Source organism: Thalassorhabdomicrobium marinisediminis, assembly GCF_003072065.1.
Taxonomy (GTDB): Bacteria; Pseudomonadota; Alphaproteobacteria; order Rhodobacterales; family Rhodobacteraceae; genus Octadecabacter; species Octadecabacter marinisediminis.
Genome location: NZ_QCYG01000005.1, coordinates 49,862 through 64,865 on the forward strand (window position 1 = coordinate 49,862; position 15,004 = coordinate 64,865).

At 65.0% G+C, this 15,004-nt stretch carries 16 protein-coding genes; 4 read left to right on the top strand and 12 right to left on the bottom strand.

The window, feature by feature from the left end:
* Positions 1–29: 29 nt before the first annotated feature.
* The 3 genes from DC363_RS08410 to DC363_RS08420 are packed head-to-tail and all read right to left on the bottom strand — an operon-like array spanning position 30 to position 3,755.
* Positions 30–626, bottom strand: coding sequence for a VOC family protein (locus tag DC363_RS08410; protein WP_108640711.1), 597 nt, complete (start codon positions 624–626; stop codon positions 30–32).
* A complete protein-coding gene (gene scpA, locus DC363_RS08415; RefSeq protein ID WP_108640712.1) occupies positions 623–2,764 on the bottom strand; it encodes a methylmalonyl-CoA mutase in 2,142 nt (713 codons plus the stop codon). Before scpA ends, DC363_RS08410 begins: the two co-directional genes overlap by 4 nt.
* Positions 2,709–3,755, bottom strand: a complete 1,047-nt coding sequence (locus DC363_RS08420; RefSeq protein ID WP_108640713.1) for a hypothetical protein — start codon at positions 3,753–3,755, stop codon at positions 2,709–2,711. Before DC363_RS08420 ends, scpA begins: the two co-directional genes overlap by 56 nt.
* Positions 3,756–3,933: 178 nt before the next feature.
* Here DC363_RS08420 and DC363_RS08425 point away from each other — a divergent pair, with 178 nt between their 5' ends.
* Positions 3,934–4,401, top strand: coding sequence for a DUF4174 domain-containing protein (locus DC363_RS08425; protein WP_108640714.1), 468 nt, complete (start codon positions 3,934–3,936; stop codon positions 4,399–4,401).
* A gap of 4 nt (positions 4,402–4,405) precedes the next feature.
* On the opposite strand, the gene DC363_RS08430 is transcribed toward DC363_RS08425, so the two are convergent.
* The 8 genes from DC363_RS08430 to DC363_RS08460 all read right to left on the bottom strand — a co-directional run bounded on the left by DC363_RS08430 (position 4,406) and on the right by DC363_RS08460 (position 10,938).
* Positions 4,406–5,218, bottom strand: a complete 813-nt coding sequence (locus tag DC363_RS08430; RefSeq protein ID WP_241962965.1) for a hypothetical protein — start codon at positions 5,216–5,218, stop codon at positions 4,406–4,408.
* Positions 5,219–5,222: 4 nt separating this feature from the next.
* On the bottom strand, positions 5,223–7,265 hold the full coding sequence (locus DC363_RS08435; protein ID WP_108640715.1) for an acetyl-CoA carboxylase biotin carboxylase subunit: 2,043 nt from the start codon (positions 7,263–7,265) through the stop codon (positions 5,223–5,225).
* 88 nt (positions 7,266–7,353) lie between these two features.
* Positions 7,354–7,560, bottom strand: a complete 207-nt coding sequence (locus DC363_RS08440) for a hypothetical protein (protein WP_108640716.1) — start codon at positions 7,558–7,560, stop codon at positions 7,354–7,356.
* Positions 7,561–7,650: 90 nt separating this feature from the next.
* Positions 7,651–7,857, bottom strand: a complete 207-nt coding sequence (locus DC363_RS08445) for a hypothetical protein (RefSeq protein WP_108640717.1) — start codon at positions 7,855–7,857, stop codon at positions 7,651–7,653.
* Positions 7,858–8,206: 349 nt separating this feature from the next.
* A complete protein-coding gene (locus tag DC363_RS08450; protein WP_196778399.1) occupies positions 8,207–8,578 on the bottom strand; it encodes a hypothetical protein in 372 nt (123 codons plus the stop codon).
* A 66-nt stretch (positions 8,579–8,644) separates the two neighbouring features.
* Positions 8,645–8,791, bottom strand: a complete 147-nt coding sequence (locus DC363_RS16950; RefSeq protein WP_196778400.1) for a hypothetical protein — start codon at positions 8,789–8,791, stop codon at positions 8,645–8,647.
* A 217-nt stretch (positions 8,792–9,008) separates the two neighbouring features.
* Complete coding sequence (locus tag DC363_RS08455; RefSeq protein WP_108640719.1) at positions 9,009–9,425, bottom strand: DUF6497 family protein; 417 nt, start codon at positions 9,423–9,425, stop codon at positions 9,009–9,011.
* Positions 9,406–10,938, bottom strand: a complete 1,533-nt coding sequence (locus DC363_RS08460) for an acyl-CoA carboxylase subunit beta (protein ID WP_108640720.1) — start codon at positions 10,936–10,938, stop codon at positions 9,406–9,408. The genes DC363_RS08455 and DC363_RS08460 overlap by 20 nt, the downstream gene beginning before the upstream one ends.
* Positions 10,939–11,134: 196 nt before the next feature.
* Here DC363_RS08460 and DC363_RS08465 point away from each other — a divergent pair, with 196 nt between their 5' ends.
* From DC363_RS08465 to DC363_RS08475, 3 genes are read left to right on the top strand one after another with little or no spacing between them, the layout of a single operon-like run.
* Positions 11,135–12,367 (top strand): multidrug effflux MFS transporter, encoded by a 1,233-nt coding sequence (locus DC363_RS08465; RefSeq protein WP_108640721.1) that lies wholly within the window; start codon positions 11,135–11,137, stop codon positions 12,365–12,367.
* 46 nt (positions 12,368–12,413) lie between these two features.
* Positions 12,414–13,808 (top strand): helix-turn-helix domain-containing protein, encoded by a 1,395-nt coding sequence (locus DC363_RS08470; RefSeq protein ID WP_108640722.1) that lies wholly within the window; start codon positions 12,414–12,416, stop codon positions 13,806–13,808.
* 10 nt (positions 13,809–13,818) lie between these two features.
* Positions 13,819–14,265, top strand: coding sequence for an SRPBCC family protein (locus DC363_RS08475; protein WP_108640723.1), 447 nt, complete (start codon positions 13,819–13,821; stop codon positions 14,263–14,265).
* A gap of 54 nt (positions 14,266–14,319) precedes the next feature.
* On the opposite strand, the gene DC363_RS08480 is transcribed toward DC363_RS08475, so the two are convergent.
* Positions 14,320–14,985: a thermonuclease family protein gene (locus tag DC363_RS08480; protein ID WP_108640724.1), complete on the bottom strand. Its 666-nt coding sequence runs from the start codon at positions 14,983–14,985 to the stop codon at positions 14,320–14,322.
* Positions 14,986–15,004 lie beyond the last annotated feature (19 nt).

Here is a 15,004-nt window from a genome sequence, read left to right on the forward strand (position 1 = left end):
GGTCAATTCGGACGGCGCGGCGCGCCGGATCACAGGGTGACCAGACCACGCGGCGTGTCGATCTGCGCGGTGAGCTTGATGGGGTCGCCCGCTTCGAACGTCACGCGCGGGTCTTGCAGATGTCCGGTCAGCTCGGCCGAGATCGCATCGGCCAGCGGGTGCAGGATCGTGAGCTGGCGCAGCGCACAGCCCGACGCGGGCAAAGCGCGCCCGGGCGGGGTGTCGGTGTTCCAATGCAACACGGTGGGGTAGCCACCGCCCAGCGGCAGGCTGCCATCCTCGGGCACGCCCATGTCCCAGCGCAGTTCGCCCCGCTGCATGGGCACGTGGCGCATCCCGTGGCGCAGGGCGGCGTCGAAATCCTCGGCCTCGCAAATCCAGTTGACCAGCCGGGGCGGGCCGCTGAACCGGTCCAGATCAAACCAGCGCGGCCCTGCGACCTCGGCCTCCGGGTCCGGTGCGATCACCTCAAGGTAGAGGTCATCCGCGAGCCCCAAAAGCCGGTTGTGGGTGCCGAACCGCGGGTGTTTGCCGCCGGGCTGCAACCGCACGCCGAGCAGGTCTTCGAGCCAGACGGTCCCCTCGTCCAACGTCTCGGCGGCAATGGCGAGGTGATCGAGCCTCATCGTTTTGCCGCCCGTATCAGACGCAGGATGTCGCGGGCGGCGTCGGGGATGTTCGTGCCCGGGCCGAAGATGGCTTTCACCCCCGCTTTCTTCAGGAAATCATAGTCCTGCTGGGGGATCACCCCGCCGCAGATCACCAGAATATCCTCGGCATCCGCCGCTTTCAGCGCCTCGACCAGCTTGGGCGCGAGCGTCTTGTGGCCCGCCGCTTGCGAGCTGATGCCAATCACATGCACGTCGTTGTCCACGGCATCCTGCGCGGCCTCTTCCGGGGTCTGGAACAGCGGGCCCACGTCCACGTCAAACCCGATATCGGCAAACGCAGTGGCGATCACCTTGGCGCCGCGGTCATGCCCGTCCTGCCCCATCTTGACCACCAACATGCGCGGGCGGCGGCCCTCGGCCTCGGCGAAGTCTTCCACGTCCTTCTGGATCGCCGCAAAGCCTTCGTCGCCTTCATAGGCCGCGCCGTACACCCCGGCGAGCGTTTTCACTTCCGCGCGGTGGCGGCCGAACACCTTTTCCATTGCCATGCTGATTTCCCCCACTGATGCACGTTGGCGGGCAGCCTCGACCGCCGCTTGCAGCAGATTGCCCCCCTCTTTGGCGCAGCGCTCGACCTCGGCCAGCGCCGCATCGCAAGCGGCCTGATCGCGGCTGCTGCGCAGTTTCTCCAGCCGGGCCACCTGCCCTTCGCGCACTTTCACGTTGTCCACGTCAAGAATGTCGATGGGGTCCTCGGTCTCGCGGCGGTATTTGTTCACGCCGACGATCACCTCATCGCCGCGGTCGATCATCGCCTGCCGCTTGGCCGCCGATTCCTCGATCCGCAACTTGGGCATGCCCGAGGCCACGGCTTTGGTCATGCCGCCCATCTCCTCGACCTCGTCGATCAGCGCCCAAGCCGCCTCGGCCAGATCGGCGGTCAGCTTCTCGACGTAATAAGACCCCGCCAATGGGTCGACTACATTGGTCACGCCGGTTTCCTCTTGCAGGATCAACTGCGTGTTGCGCGCGATGCGGGCGCTGAAGTTGGTGGGCAGGGCAATCGCTTCGTCAAGCGCGTTGGTGTGCAGCGACTGCGTGCCGCCCAGCACCGCCGCCATCGCCTCATAAGCGGTGCGGATGACGTTGTTGTAGGGGTCCTGTTCCTGCAAGCTTACACCGCTGGTCTGGCAATGGGTCCGCAGCATCGAGGACTTCTCGGACTTCGGGTTGAACTCGGACATGATCCGCGACCAGAGCAGCCGCGCCGCCCGCAGCTTCGCGGCCTCCATGAAGAAGTTCATTCCGATGGCAAAGAAGAACGACAGGCGCGGCGCGAAACGGTCCACGTCCATGCCCCGCGCGATGGCGGTGCGCACGTATTCGCGCCCGTCGGCCAAAGTGAAGGCGAGTTCTTGCACAAGGTTCGCGCCCGCCTCTTGCATGTGGTAGCCGGAGATCGAGATCGAGTTGAACTTCGGCATCTCGTTGGCGGTGTATTCGATGATGTCTGCGACGATCCGCATCGACGGCTCGGGCGGATAGACATAGGTGTTGCGCACCATGAATTCCTTGAGGATGTCGTTCTGGATCGTGCCGGACAGCACGCTGCGGTCATGCCCCTGCTCTTCCCCCGCGACGATGAAATTGGCAAGGATCGGGATCACCGCACCGTTCATCGTCATCGACACGCTGACCTTGTCCAGCGGGATGCCGTCGAACAGGATTTTCATGTCCTCGACGCTGTCGATGGCGACGCCCGCCTTGCCCACGTCGCCCACCACGCGGGGGTGATCGCTGTCATAGCCCCGATGCGTGGCCAGATCGAAAGCGACCGAGACGCCCTGTTGTCCTGCGTCCAGTGCGCGGCGGTAAAAGGCGTTGGATTCCTCGGCCGTGGAGAACCCGGCATATTGCCGGATCGTCCAGGGACGCCCCGCGTACATCGTGGCTTTCACGCCGCGGGTGAACGGAGCCTCACCGGGGAGCGTGCCCAGATGCTCCACCCCCTCAAGATCGTCGGCGCCATAGACCGGCTGCACGTCGATTCCTTCGATGGTGTGCCACGTCAGGTCTTCCAAAGGGCGGTCGCGCAGTTCAGCCTGTGCCCGCTCGGCCCACCCCTTTTTCGATCCGGCTGTGCCTGATGTCATTGCTTCGTCCTCCGAATAGCGCCGCGTTTTGAGTGGCGGCGTGGATCACTTCGGCCCTGTCCGGCCGTGTCTCGGGCCCTTGGGGGCCGCTGTTTCGTTTGCTTTTGAACGGCACCGGGGCTGCGGCTGGCGCGGGTCGGGGGGCGCCGTCGCACCAGCGTGCGAACCCCTGCGCGCCCGCCTTGAGCCATGCCAGATCGCGGCGGTATTCCGCCCGCAACACCCGCCGGTGCTCGGCGTCAAAGGGCATCCAGCGCTCTTGCGTCACAGCCGCGGCGTCCGGCGCCGAAGTCCCCGTAGCGGCAGCCAAGCGGGCCGGCGTCGGGCTGCGGCGCGCCCAGCTGTCCACCGCGTCCCAAGCGCTCCAGCTTTGCCCGGTCAGAAGCTGCAACTGATGGTCGGGCCGGCCCATGAGCCGTTCGAACGGCCAGACAACGATCTCCGCCTCCGGCAGGGCGCGCTTGAGGTCGCGGATCACGTGCCGCCAGCGGCGTGGCTGCGTGGTCAGCCGGTCCAGCAGGTCCACCCCCGGCGCCGCCCGCCCCTGCACAACCTCGCGCGCAAGACAGAAGGTCCAGTAATCCTCGGGGCTGCGGATCGACAGGCCGATGCGCAGCCGATGGCCCGCGAAGGCATCGTGCAGACGGATCAAACGCTCGCTGGCCAGCGGATAAAGTGCGGTGGCCGACAGGTTCTCGCGCCGTCGCCCCAGAAGGTCCGGATCGCTGATCACAAGCTGCCGGATGCCCGCGCGCTGCGCCAGAGCGAACGACAGCCGCATCCGCCCGACCGCACGGCGGCCCCGCATCTCATCGGCCAGCGTGATCTGCGCCGGATGCCGGAACAGCCCCCCCATCCAGCCGCTGCGCGTCGCGTCAGGCAGCTTGCACGCCAGACCTTGTCGCAGAAGTCCCGCGTCATTGGCCCGCAGATAGGTGTGAAAACTCGTGCTGGCGCAGCCGTGCGCCCCCAGATGCAGCGCAATTTCCATCGGTTCGACCCCTTTCCCACGCAGGTGCGAAGGCGCGCCCCTGCGGCGGCCTTTGGCCCCGGGTCGATGCCCGACGGGGCTGAGGATCGGGTTAATGATAAAATTGTCATGGCCCGCGACCTCTCGCCCCTTCGTCTTTCGGTCCGGTCTGACTATATCGAAGGGGAAGGGAAATTTTATGATCCGGTTACTGGCTTTGATACTGTGGGGCGCGGGGGCCACCCTTGCGGCAGCACAAGACGTGGACCCCCCCACCCCGGTCGAGGTCTGGGAGGCAGAGCGTACGACGATTTTCGACGCCGCCGCGCTGACGCTGGAAGATTTCATGTGGCGCGCACGGCCCGTGGTGGTCTTTGCTGACAATCCCAACGATCCACGGTTCCAGCAGCAGCTTGAACTTCTGGCCGAACGGCCCGACGATCTGGCCGACCGGGATGTGATCGTTATTGTCGACACCGACCCCTCTGCGGCCAGCGCGTTGCGGACCCGGTTGCGGCCACGGGGGTTCATGCTGGTGATCATGGGCAAGGACGGGCAGGTCGAGCTGCGCAAACCCGCGCCCTGGTCGGCCCGCGAAATCAGCCGGTCCATCGACAAGATGCCCCTGCGCCAGCAAGAGGTCGAGACCCGGCGGCTGGATCGCTGACCCCTCATGCCGCGCCCCCGATCCATTGCACCCGAGGGTCGGCCCTGAGCCGCCTCCGGTGGCGGTTGTAGCGATGGGTGAGGTGCCGCGCCTCTTGCGCGTCGAACAGTGCTGTTTTCGGCGTTGATGGCTTCAGCGCGTTGATCCGCCCCTCAGGCACGGTGATCGCGGCCGGGTCCAGATCGGCCACTGCTGCGCAGACCTTGGCAAGGTCTCGGGACAGATCCTCTTGCGTCCAGACAAGAATGCGCGCGTCCGGCCAGACCTGCGCGACATCCTCCACCACATCCGGCCAGCCGCGCTTATCGGCCAATATCCCGTCGCGCAGCTTCTCGACTTGCGGGGCCGCCTGCCCCGCCTGCGGCAGGTAGTGATAGGCCGAGGTCAGCACCTCGCCATAGTTGCGAATGCCCAGCGCGATCTGCTGCGGGACCATCGGCAGCACCTTGGCGAAAGCGGCCAGACGGCGCGCCACGTCGGGATAGAAGACGCCGGTGCGGAAGTTGTTGCGCATCCCGCCGATGAAATTCTCTTCCGAGAGGATCAGCCGACGCGCGCCCGCCTCCTGCTCCTGTCGCACATCATCCGCGAGCCGCTTGGCCACCGCGTTGCGCGTGCGGGCCGCCGCGTGATCCAGAGGCTGGCCCTTGTCGTCCGACAGGCGGGTGATCGCTTGAAACCCTTTGATATCGCGCAGCCGGCGCGGCGCCCAGAGCGCGACACCGCTGCCCGGCGCGGCGGCGATGCTCGCCGTGATGCTCCGTTCCACCATGGTCGAGCCCGTGCGATGCGCCCCGATATGAAGGACCAGCTCCAAGGCGCTATTCGAACTCCATGATCACATCATCCACCGAAAGGCTGTCGCCTGCTTCGGCATGGATCGCCGTCACGGTGGCTTTCTTCTCGGCGCGCAGGATGTTTTCCATCTTCATCGCTTCCACGGTGCACAGGATCTGCCCCTCTTGCACCTCGTCGCCCACAGCCACATCGACCTTGACGATCAGACCGGGCATCGGACAGAGCAGCATTTTCGAGGTGTCCGGCGGCAGCTTCTTCGGCATCAGCCGCGCCAGTTCCGCCTGCCGCCGGGTGCGCACGCGCACGTCAAGGTCCGCGCCCCGGTGGCGCACCCGGAACCCCGCCGAAACATGGGCCACCTTGAGCACCAGCGGCGCGTCGTTGACCGTCAGGCGGGCCAGCGACTGACCCGGGGTCCAATCGCTTTCCACGCGGAAGGATTTGCCGTCGAAGGTGACTGTGGCCCCGCTCCGGTCGGCCTCAATATGCACATCGTGGGCCCGGTCCGCCAAGGTGACGACCCAGTCCTGCCCGACGTGGCGTTCGTGGTTGTCCATCCGCCCGGAAATCTGCGCCCGGCGGATTTCGCAGACCCGATACATCGCGGCGGCGGCGGCGGCGATCCGGTCCAGCGTGTCATCGGGCAGATCGACCCCGTCGAAGCCGTCGGGGAACTCTTCTTCGATGAAGGCGGTGGTCATCCGGCCGGAAGTGAATTTCTCATGGTCATAGACCGCGCTGAGGAACGGGATGTTGTGGCCGATCCCCTCGACCTCGAAGCTGTCCAGCGCGATGCGCATCTCTTCGATGGCGGCATCCCGCGTTGGGGCCCATGTGCACAGCTTGGCGATCATGGGATCGTAGAACATCGAGATTTCGCCCCCGTCATAGACGCCGGTGTCATTGCGCACGGCATGGTCGCCCTCGGGCGCATCGCCCTGCCACTTGCCCGAGGCGAGCAGGGGACCGGCGGCCACCTCTTGCGGGGGGCGATAGGTGGTCAGCCGCCCGATGGAGGGCAGGAACCCGCGATAGGGGTCTTCCGCGTAAAGCCGGCTTTCCATGGCCCAGCCGGTGAGCGTCACGTCCTCCTGGCTCATGCCCAGAGTCTCGCCCGCGGCGATCCGGATCATCTGCTCGACCAGATCGACGCCGGTGATCAGCTCGGTCACCGGGTGTTCCACCTGCAAACGGGTGTTCATCTCGAGGAAATAGAAGTTGCGGTCGCCATCGACGATAAACTCGACTGTCCCGGCCGAGGCGTAGTCCACCGCCTGCGCCAGCGCGACGGATTGTTCGCCCATGGCGCGGCGGGTCGCCTCGTCCAGAAACGGGCTTGGCGCTTCTTCGATAACTTTCTGGTTGCGGCGCTGGATCGAACATTCCCGCTCGCCCAGATAGATGCCGTTGCCGTGGCTGTCGCAGAGCACCTGAATCTCGATGTGGCGCGGCTGGGTGACGAATTTTTCGATGAAGATGCGGTCGTCCCCGAATGAGTTCGCAGCTTCGTTTTTGGACGACTGGAACCCCTCGCGCGCTTCGTCGTCATTCCAGGCGATGCGCATCCCCTTGCCGCCGCCGCCCGCGCTGGCCTTGATCATCACAGGATAGCCGATGTCGTTAGAGATTTTCACCGCCTCGTCAGCGTCTTCGATCAACCCCATGTAGCCGGGCACGGTCGAGACCCCGGCCTCTTGCGCGATCTTCTTGCTGGTGATCTTGTCGCCCATCTTCTCGATCGCGCCCTTGGGTGGCCCGATAAACGCGACACTTGCGGCCTCAAGCGCTTCGGCAAATTTGGCGTTCTCTGACAGGAACCCGTAACCGGGGTGGACAGCTTCGGCGCCGGTCTGCGCGATGGCCTCCATGATCTTGTCGATCACGATATAGGACTGGTTCGCGGGGGCCGGACCGATGTGCACCGCCTCATTTGCCATCTGCACGTGAAGCGCGTTGGCATCGGCGTCGGAATAGACCGCGACCGTCTGGATGCCCATCTTGCGCGCGGTCTTGATGACGCGGCAGGCGATCTCGCCCCGGTTGGCGATAAGGATTTTCTTGAACATGGACGGACCCCCTCAGAATGCAAAACCGCCGCTCAGGGGTGACCCTGAACGGCGGTTCAAATTGTCCTGCGCCGTGGCGCGAAAACGGTTAGCGGTTGCGGCAAACGCCTGCGTCGTCACAGAAAACGCCAGCCAGCGCGCCGACACCTGCGCCAGTTGCAACATCGTTGCCGGTCGCGTCTGCGATGACGGCCCCAGCGGCCGCACCTGCGACACCGCGTTCCAGATCGTTGTCACAAGCGGCCAGAAGGCCCGCAACCAGAGTGAGACCGGCGATTTTCGTAAATTTGAGCATGATTGTCCCCTTAATGGTTTATCCAAGTCACTAACGCGACTCCGGGCCGAAGGTTCCCACAGCCCGAACTCACCATGACACGGTTCCCGATTAGCGGCAAATCCGGGTGATTTCATCGCACAGCGCGCCAGCGGCACCGCCCGCGATGGCACCGGTGACGACGTTGCCGCCGACCACGTCCGCGATGACCGCACCCGTCGCCGCCCCGGCCAGACCCCGTTCAAGGTCGTTGTCCAGAAGGCACGCGGAAAGCGAAGTGACGGCCGCGAATGCGGCGATAAGACGAAGATATTGCATTGGATACTGCCCTTGCTCTGCTTGTTGTTATGGGCAACAGAGTCGGCCGTTTTGCCCCCAAAGACAAGACCCTTTTGCACGCGGGCAGGCGCCCGGCACGGATCGGCCACGGGCGCCCCGAAAGGGGGTGTCGGCCCGGCCCCAAAAAAAGGACCAGACCGACGAGGGGAAGGGTAACGGTATTGACAATATGTGGGGGGCCGATTGCTGAACAACCCGTCCACATAAACAGGCTGGCACAGGTCGCGGCACCTGTCATGCCCTTCGACCCACCGCCCCGCGAAGTCGGCCATTTCCCGCCAAAGCTGCACACCCATAGGCCAAAAGCCGCCCATTCCCCGGCCTGACATTACGGCTGCCCCGGCGCCCAGTCGGGCCGGAAAATCTCCGGAAAGGATTGCTCGGCCCGCCGCAGGTCCACTTTCAGCAGTGCGTCATAGCTTTGCGGATCGAAGGGCTCTTCCGCCGGCACCACCTCGCGCCCGAACAGCCAGTTGAGCCGTCCGGCATCAAGGTTGCCCCGCACAAAGGGCTCTTCTCCGAAATGTTCCTTGAGCGCCCAAAGGAAGCCCTCATCCGCGCGCCGGTCCGCCGGGCGGCGGTCGGCGTAGCGTTCCCGCTGGAACAGCTTGGGCGGCAGGCCCTTTTTGACGGGGCGGCGGATGGTGAATTGAAAATCCGAGCTGGGGTAGCGGCTGGGGAATCCGCGGTGCTTTTCCATCACGCAGCCCCCCGGCGAGCAACGCCATGGTGCGGGGCAAGCGCGGTGGCCTGCCCCGCGGCAAGATCAGTTGTATTTGCTGTTGAACGTCGGCTCGACCGTGACCGGAACCGGATCAATGACGACGAACTCTTCGACGTCAGCGGTGTTTGCGCATGCGGCCATGACGACCAGCACGGAAAGGACGCACAGGCCCTTGATGCTCTTGGACATGTCTGTCTCCTGTCTCTTTTTTCCACACGAGCTTTGCCGGACAAGTCCCGGATTTCGCCCGCACTTTGGGTGTCGGCTGCGTCAAAGCAGCCTTGTGGAAAACTACCCCGCGCTGGGGCAAAAAGATACGAGAGGGACGCGCAGACCGTGCGCTGTGGCCCGGCTGCATCAAAAGCGGCGCGCGCCCTGTGCGGCCCCGCAATATCTTGTGGCGCCATCAGAATTCCTCCCAGATGCAGGTGCCGTTTTCAAATCGGAAAACCTCGAAAAATTGCAACACGTCGGCGTTCACCTCTCCAAAGGGGATCTCGGCGGCGGACATGGACAGCACGATCCGCTCGGGCGCAAGGGCGTTCTCCAGCAACACCGGCGTCACCTGCGTGTCGCAAAGCGCCTGAAAATCGTCCCGAACGGCGAGATAGTCGAACTGGGTGCCGATCGCGGGCGCCAGAAAGCGGAACCGCAGCAGCGCGCCGTTCTGTTCGGGGATGAACTCCAGAAACGACAGCGGCTGGCCCGAGGGCACCGGCACGCGCGCCACGTCTTCTGCGGCGGCCACACCGCCGGCCAAGGCGCAGATCACAAGGGTCAGGGTCGTGCGTAACAGGCTCATGTCACAGCGGAATATTGTCATGCTTCTTCCACGGCATCTGCGCCTGCTTGCCCCGCAGCCCAGCAAAGGCCCGGCACAGGCGGACGCGGGTGCTGCGCGGCAGGATCACCTCGTCAATAAACCCGCGTTCGGCAGCCACGAAGGGGTTCGCGAACCGGTCTTCGTAATCCTTGGTGTGGGCTGCGAGCTTCTCGGGGTCGTCGCGGTCCGCGCGGTGGATGATCTCGGACGCGCCCTTGGCCCCCATCACCGCGATCTCGGCGGTGGGCCACGCGTAATTGACGTCTGCTTTCAAGTGCTTGGACGCCATCACGTCATAGGCCCCGCCATAGGCCTTGCGGGTGATCAGCGTGACCTTGGGCACCGTCGCCTCTCCGTAGGCGAAGAGCAGTTTCGCGCCGTGCTTGATGACGCCGCCGTATTCCTGACTGGTGCCGGGCATGAAGCCGGGCACGTCCACCAACGTCAGAATCGGAATGTCGAAACAGTCGCAGAACCGCACGAACCGCGCGGCCTTGCGGCTTGAATCGATGTCGAGCACCCCTGCAAGCACCATCGGCTGGTTCGCCACCACGCCCACAGTCTGCCCTTCCAGCCGGATGAAGCCGGTCAGGATGTTGCGCGCGAACTCCTCCTGTAGTTCGTAGAAATCCCCCTCATCCGCGATCTTGAGGATCAGCTCTTTCATGTCATAGGGCTGGTTTGGGTTGTCGGGGATCAGGGTATCAAGGCTCGCCTCGACGCGGCCCACCTCATCGAAAAATGGCCGGACCGGGGGCTTCGCGCGGTTGTTGAGCGGCAGATAGTCGAACAGCCGCCGGGTCTCGGCGATGGCTTCGACGTCATTCTCGAAGGCCGCATCCGCGACCGAGGATTTGCGTGTGTGGGTGGTGGCGCCGCCCAGCTCTTCGGCGGTGACCACCTCGTTGGTGACGGTCTTCACCACGTCCGGGCCGGTCACGAACATGTAGGAGCTGTCTTTGACCATAAAGATGAAATCGGTCATCGCGGGCGAATAGACCGCGCCGCCCGCGCAGGGCCCCATGATCAGGCTGATTTGCGGCACCACGCCCGAGGCCATGATGTTGCGCTGGAAAATCTCGCCATAGCCGCCCAGCGCATCGACGCCTTCCTGAATCCGCGCGCCGCCGGAATCGTTCATGCCGATGATCGGCGCGCCGTTCTGCATCGCCATTTCCATGATCTTGATGATCTTGGCCGCATGACTGGCCGAGACCGACCCGCCCAGCACAGTGAAATCCTGCGAATAGACATAGACCTGCCGGCCGTTGATCGTGCCCCATCCGGTCACGACGCCGTCGCCCGCGGGGCGGGTCTTTTCCATGCCGAAATCGGTGCTGCGGTGGGTCATGAAGGTGTCGAATTCCTCGAACGATCCTTCGTCCAGCAAAAGCTCGATCCGTTCGCGCGCGGTCAGCTTGCCCTTGGCGTGCTGGCTGTCGATCCGCTTCTGCCCCCCGCCCATGCGGGCGGCTTCGCGGCGGCGCTCAAGTTCCTGCAGGATGTCTGTCATATATGGTGTCCCTTCAAGAGTGGGTCACGCTAACCCGATCCGGCGCGGGTGCCGAGTCCCTTCTCGCAAATTTGCATAACTTTCCATTTGCAGCGCATCGGTTTTGCAAATCAGCTAATCGGCCACTGCAAACCGGACCACGCCGCGCGGGAAATATCCATCGACGTTCCGCAGACAAGGGACTACTCCTGTCGTCATGTCCGTCATGCCACGGGTCCGGTTTCTGGATCGCACCACGCCTCCGCATATTTTCACCCTGATCCTCATGGCCGGGGTTGCCGCGCTGTCGTTGAACATCTTTTTGCCCTCCCTGCCCTCAATGGCCGAGCATTTCGGCGTGGACTACGGGCTGATGCAGCTTTCGGTCTCGGCCTATCTGGGGATGACCGCGATCGTGCAGGTCGCCGTGGGGCCGATTGCCGACCGGTTCGGGCGGCGCCCGATCGTGCTGACCACCAGCGGGCTGTTCACGATCGCCACCCTTGGCGCACTGTTCGCGCCCAATTTCACCGTCTTTCTGGTGTTCCGCCTGGTGCAGACCGCCATCGCCACGGGGTTCGCGATCAGCCGGGCCATCGTGCGGGACATGGTGCCACAGGATCAGGCCGCGTCGATGATCGCCTATGTGACCATGGGCATGTCGCTGGTGCCGATGCTGGGGCCGGTGCTGGGCGGCGTTCTGGACGAGGCGTTCAGCTGGCGGGCGTCGTTCTGGGTGCTGGCCGCTGGCGGGCTGCTGTTGTTCGTGCTCGCGTGGTTCGATCAGGGGGAGACCAGCGCCACCCGCGAAGGCGGCTTTGCGGCCCAGTTGCGCGAATACCCGGCGTTGCTGACCTCGCAGCGGTTCTGGGGCTACTGCCTTGCGGCGGCATTCTCGTCAGGGGCGTTCTTCGCCTATCTGGGCGGCGCGCCCTTTGTGGGCACCAATGTCTTCGCGCTCGAGCCCGCCGTGCTGGGCATCTACTTCGGCGCACCGGCCATCGGCTATCTGCTCGGCAACTGGGTCTCGGGGCGCTACTCGGTTTCGGTGGGCGTCGACCGTATGGTGCTGATCGGGGCTGTGGCCTCGCTTCTGGGGATGGTGCTGCTACTGGCGCTGAACCTGTCGGGGATCAGCCACCCGCTCAGTTTTTTCGGCTTCATGGTCTTTATCGGCTTGGGCAATGGCATCCTCTTGCCCAACGCCAATGCGGGCATGTTGTCGGTGCGGCCGGCGCTGGCCGGGTCCGCCGCAGGCCTGGGCGGGGCCTTCATGGTGGGCGGCGGCGCGGCGCTGTCGGTGATCGCCGGGTTCATCCTTGGCCCCGACACCGGGGCGCGGCCGCTGGTGATCCTGATGGTCCTGACCACGCTGGCCTCGCTGGCCTGTGCGGTCTGGGTTCTTGTCCGCGCGCGACAGATGGCAGGGCGCGGCACGCTGGACAGCTGACTTTGCAAAGCCTATTCACATCTTTGCAAACGGGGGAGAGCGCCGCATGGCCGCACAAAAACTCTATGCCGGTGCCAAGCTGCGGGAGCTGCGCAGCCGCATCGGGCTGACGCAAAAAGCCTTTGCCGAACGGCTGGGCGTGTCGCTGCCCTATCTCAATCAAATGGAAAACAACAACCGTCCGGTGTCCACGACCGTGGTGCTGGCGCTGGCGCAAGAGTTCCGCTTCGACGTAACCGAGTTACAATCGGGGGACGAGGCGCGGCTGGTCAGCGACATGCGCGAGGCGCTGGCCGACCCGATCTTCGGCGGCACGGCCCCGCCGCTGCCGGATCTGCGGCTCGCGGCCTCGAACGCACCGGCGCTGGCGCGGGCCTTTCTCGATCTGCACCGCGCCTATCGCCAGACCCATGAACGGCTGTCGTCCCTTGATGAGGCGCTGGGGCGAGAGGACAGCCGCCTGCAGCCGTCGCCCTGGGAAGAGGTGCGCGATTTCTTCCATTATTGCGACAACTACATCGACCCTATCGACCGCGCGGCCGAGCGGTTCGCCAGCAAGGCGGGCGGCGACATCGACGGTGCCGCGCGTGAGGCTTTGCGCGAAAGCGGCGTGCGTGTGGTGCTGGGCGACGGCGGCGCGATCCGGCACTACGACGCCGGTAGCCGCGTTCTCACCCTGTCGCGCACCTCGGCCTCCGCCACCCAACGCTTCCAGTTGCTGTTGCAGGTGGCGCTGATCAAACAGGCCAAGCTTCTGGACGCGAGCCTCGACCTCGCCCGGTTCCAGTCGCCCCAAGCCCGCAGCATCGCGCTGGTCGGTCTGGCGAATTACTTCGCGGGCGCGACGCTGATGCCCTACGGCGCGTTTCTCGAGGCCGCGCGAAGCACCCGCCACGACCTTGAGCAGTTGGCTGACCGTTTTGGGGCCTCGCTCGAACAGGTGGCGCATCGGCTGTCCACGCTACAACGGCCCGGCGCAAAGGGTGTGCCGTTTTTCTTCGTGCGCGTCGATCCGGCGGGGACCATCACCAAGCGCCATTCGGCCACAACGCTGCAATTCGCCCGCTTCGGCGGGGCCTGCCCGCTGTGGAACGTCCACCGCGCCTTCGAGACGCCCGGACGCTGGCTGCGCCAACTGGCCGAGACGCCCGATGGAGTGCGCTATTTCTGCCTGGCCCGCGACGTGAGTAAACCGGGCCGCGCATGGGGCATCCCGACGCGCCGCTATGCCATTGGTCTGGGGTGTGAGGTGAAACACGCCTCGTCCCTTGTCTATGCCGATCACATGATGACCGATCAGGCCGAAGCCTTTGTGCCGATTGGCATTTCCTGCCGAATCTGCGAACGCCGCGCCTGTCCGCACCGCTCGGTTCCGCCGCTGGAACGACAATTGCGGGTGGACCCCAACGAACGCGGCTTCCTGCCCTACCAAGTTGATTGAAGAGGACCCGATGGAGATTACCGGAGAACAACGCATTGCCGCCGACAGCGACACCGTCTGGCGGCACCTGATCGACCCCGACACGCTCAAGGCCTGCATTCCGGGCTGCGACAGGTTCACGGGAACGCTCGAAGACGGGTATGAGGCGGTGATCAAGCAAAAGGTCGGCCCTTTCCCGATCACGGTGACCGTCTCGCTTGACGTGGAGGTCGTGAGCCTGCCCGACCGCTACCGGATCAGCGCCGCCGGTCAGGGCGGGTTTGCGGGGCACGGCTCGGGCGTGGCCGATGTGACCCTGATCGACGCCGGGGGAGAGACGGTGCTCCGCTATACGGTGGATGCGAAGCTGGGCGGGCGGCTGTCGAAACTGGGCCAGCCCATCGTCACGGCCTTTGCGGCGAAACTGGCCGACCGGTTCTTCGACCGCTTCGGCGCGGTCGTGGCGGCGACGGCGTAGCGCCCTCGGACCGGCCCGCCCTCACGGGTGGCCCGCCTGCCCCGGCCCGCCGCCCTAGTTGCGCGCGGCGCGCCAGCCGGCGGCCCGCGCCTCGGCCTCGGTGCAGAACCAGCGCTCACCGCGCGAGACGTTGATCCGCGTGCGGCTGTAATGCTCGTTGTGGGGCATGTGGTAGATCCGCCCGTTGCCGGAGATATTGCCCTTGATCACGCAGTTCGCATTGGGCGAGACGACATCTTCCGACGCCTGCCGCTGTGCTGCGCGATACTCGGCCGGGGTCTGCATCTCGCTTGACCAAAGGCCCACGCCGCGCACCTGCGCCGCTTTCTCTGCCAGATCGTAATCCATCGAATAGCGGCGATAGGCCTCGGCGTAGCCCTCCGAGACGATCACCTCGTTGATGTCGCGCCCGCCGATGAAGCATTTGCCGACGATCCGGCCATAGCGGTCGGTGTCCATCGCCTCGCACGTGGCGGTCTGGCCGTCGTAGCGGTCGCGCAGCTCATCCCGCACGAAGGCGCCGCAGGGCCAGTCGCCCCGTTGCGGGTGCGAGCAGGTCTGGGACACTTCAGGCGCGTCGATCCCGTGCAGGCGGACACGCTGCCCGCCCACGTCCAACGTGTCGCCGTCGATCACCCGAACCGTGCCGCTGACATCGGCCGCAGCGTTGCTGGCGGCTGGCAAGACCAGCCACAATAAAATGTATAGAATTCTGAACATCCCACCACATAATGGGTTA

Bases quoted from the DNA above. Each gene is read 5' to 3' on its own strand.
- DC363_RS08410 (WP_108640711.1), bottom strand. From the start codon at position 626: ATGAGGCTCGATCACCTCGCCATTGCCGCCGAGACGTTGGACGAGGGG.
- scpA (WP_108640712.1), bottom strand. From the start codon at position 2,764: ATGACATCAGGCACAGCCGGATCGAAAAAGGGGTGGGCCGAGCGGGCA.
- DC363_RS08420 (WP_108640713.1), bottom strand. From the start codon at position 3,755: ATGGAAATTGCGCTGCATCTGGGGGCGCACGGCTGCGCCAGCACGAGT.
- DC363_RS08425 (WP_108640714.1), top strand. From the start codon at position 3,934: ATGATCCGGTTACTGGCTTTGATACTGTGGGGCGCGGGGGCCACCCTT.
- DC363_RS08435 (WP_108640715.1), bottom strand. From the start codon at position 7,265: ATGTTCAAGAAAATCCTTATCGCCAACCGGGGCGAGATCGCCTGCCGC.
- DC363_RS08440 (WP_108640716.1), bottom strand. From the start codon at position 7,560: ATGCTCAAATTTACGAAAATCGCCGGTCTCACTCTGGTTGCGGGCCTT.
- DC363_RS08445 (WP_108640717.1), bottom strand. From the start codon at position 7,857: ATGCAATATCTTCGTCTTATCGCCGCATTCGCGGCCGTCACTTCGCTT.
- DC363_RS08450 (WP_196778399.1), bottom strand. From the start codon at position 8,578: ATGGAAAAGCACCGCGGATTCCCCAGCCGCTACCCCAGCTCGGATTTT.
- DC363_RS16950 (WP_196778400.1), bottom strand. From the start codon at position 8,791: ATGTCCAAGAGCATCAAGGGCCTGTGCGTCCTTTCCGTGCTGGTCGTC.
- DC363_RS08455 (WP_108640719.1), bottom strand. From the start codon at position 9,425: ATGACAATATTCCGCTGTGACATGAGCCTGTTACGCACGACCCTGACC.
- DC363_RS08460 (WP_108640720.1), bottom strand. From the start codon at position 10,938: ATGACAGACATCCTGCAGGAACTTGAGCGCCGCCGCGAAGCCGCCCGC.
- DC363_RS08465 (WP_108640721.1), top strand. From the start codon at position 11,135: ATGTCCGTCATGCCACGGGTCCGGTTTCTGGATCGCACCACGCCTCCG.
- DC363_RS08470 (WP_108640722.1), top strand. From the start codon at position 12,414: ATGGCCGCACAAAAACTCTATGCCGGTGCCAAGCTGCGGGAGCTGCGC.
- DC363_RS08475 (WP_108640723.1), top strand. From the start codon at position 13,819: ATGGAGATTACCGGAGAACAACGCATTGCCGCCGACAGCGACACCGTC.
- DC363_RS08480 (WP_108640724.1), bottom strand. From the start codon at position 14,985: ATGTTCAGAATTCTATACATTTTATTGTGGCTGGTCTTGCCAGCCGCC.